Here is a 2,037-nt window from a genome sequence, read left to right as displayed (position 1 = left end):
GCTTTATTCAGGATCCTAGGGTCATCTGGTGATACAGATGGTTCACTCTTATCGCGGTGAACAGCGCTTCATACGACTTCAGGTCGCACGGACAGGAATCAGTTAGAATTTATGCCCTAAAACTATCGCTTCGGATAACTTCAGATTGGGGAAAGCCAAGTAAACGGCTTAGTCGTTTGAGAGAATTGGCTGCTGATACAGCCAAAACAGTAGGTCTATTAACCAAATATGAGCTTGTCTTATGGCGATTAGGCTACAAGTTCCTTAGCTTTCCTTAATAAGGCTATATAACGAACTTGCGTCTCGCTTAGACAGAAATTTGTAGACCACTTTACTCCATCATCAAACTTATTTGCGAAACCAAAATTTTTCGGCTGATCAACATTAATCAATACTAGTCCTCTAGACTGGAAATCTGATACATAGATGAAAAGTTCATCGATATCTATAACATCTCTTAAAGTACCAAAGTTGTCTTGATTAATAACGTAGACTGGATACAAGGATTCCTTTTGGGACGGACTGAGGTTCTGAATATGCAATAAAAAGTCAACCTTACGATCTGTCAGACCACTCACGGCAGCAACAAAACGCTCTAACTCGTTTTGAGAGAAATTAAAATCTGGATCCTGCGAATACAAAAGCGCAAGTGAAGCGTTAACGATCGTGCTAGGTGTTGAAGATACAGCTATGGCAAAGTCCGATATTACTTTTTGACCAGATTCACTACTGATATGTTCTTTGAACTTCACCTTTTCAGGCTGAGTCATGACTTCATATCTGGTTTCTACAGTTTTGAAGAAGGTGCTAGTTCTATAACACTGACTTTTTTTGAAGGCTTCAGTAATTGCCTCAAAAATCTCACTCGCTACCGCAAGATTTGGGTCAGCTAGCTTGATGAATTTTTCCACTTAAACTCCAAATCACTATAACGCCAACATGAACACGCAAAAGCAAATCGAACTAGCACGAGTGTGGACAATTTTGTATAACCAATGCCAGTCAATAAGCCGCTTAAAAACATTTCTGAGCAGAGGGTCAAGAAGCGGACTCTGTTCATCTATACAACCTGATCGCGACCGCTCAATATGGCCAGCATGTTTAAACCATAGATACCAACTAGGTCACTATACAATTCAACGCTGTTCTCATGAATGGCCGCTGGATTCGTAAAAAACAACTCAGAAAGTACTGCAAAATACTCTTCGTGTGTGCGAAGTAAAGTCTCATCATGAGTAAATACATGGTTAACGATCTCGCTTGGTGGTGTAGCACAATCTGGAACAAGATATTCTTGTTGTGCTGCAGTGTTGCTCAGATAGGCCTCATGGGCTTTGCGTAACGCAGGGGTACTGCCAGACAAGCCAAAAATATGGTCGAGAATATGAGCAAACTCGTGAACAATCAGATTTCTCCCATCAATAATATCAGACGTTTCCTCTAAACAAAGGGAAGCGCTCAACCGCACAGTAGAAGTCTCATACGCATCACCGTCAACTTGTAAGTCGTCAGAGCAAATATGAATCCATTTCACCGACGAAAAGTAATCAGTCCGCTGCGCTCCTCCAACCAAGGATGCGTTGGCAGCGATTAGTACCAGCAAGAGTTCTCGGTTTTCAATTGTGATATCTGGGCTAACCAACACTGTTTTATTGTTATAAAACTGATTAACAAAATGGCAGATGAATAGTTGCTGCTCCACCGAAAAATATGAATATAGCGCCATAGAGGACAACAAGTCGTCATGAACACTTTCAAATTGTTTCTTTGCTTTTTTGCTAAAAATCTTACCAAAAAACATGTTGTTCCTTTTAGTTACTGGATATGATTTTTGCTGACTATGATTATAAAGCTCAAATGGATCAATTAGCTTTGAGCACACACAGGTATGAGTAAAACTAAGTCAAGTTTCACCATGACTTCTAAGAGATGCGGTTACTGCTAACTCACTTTGGGGCGTGCGACGTGAAGTCGTATGAAGCGCTGTTCACCGCTCAACGAGTGAACCATCTGTATCACCAGATGAACCTAGGAGCC

The 2,037-nt window shown here is 40.9% G+C and carries 2 protein-coding genes; both read right to left on the bottom strand.

The window, feature by feature from the left end:
• Positions 1–248: 248 nt before the first annotated feature.
• Entirely contained in the window at positions 249–911 is a 663-nt protein-coding gene (locus B5D35_RS23490) for a hypothetical protein (RefSeq protein WP_078754811.1), read from the bottom strand.
• A 149-nt stretch (positions 912–1,060) separates the two neighbouring features.
• On the bottom strand, positions 1,061–1,801 hold the full coding sequence (locus B5D35_RS23485) for a zinc-dependent peptidase (RefSeq protein WP_078754810.1): 741 nt from the start codon (positions 1,799–1,801) through the stop codon (positions 1,061–1,063).
• Positions 1,802–2,037: the final 236 nt, after the last annotated feature.

This window comes from Enterovibrio nigricans DSM 22720 (assembly GCF_900167155.1).
Taxonomy (GTDB): Bacteria; Pseudomonadota; Gammaproteobacteria; order Enterobacterales; family Vibrionaceae; genus Enterovibrio; species Enterovibrio nigricans.
Note: the sequence above shows the minus strand (reverse complement) of the source record. Positions and strands in the feature narration are given on the sequence as shown.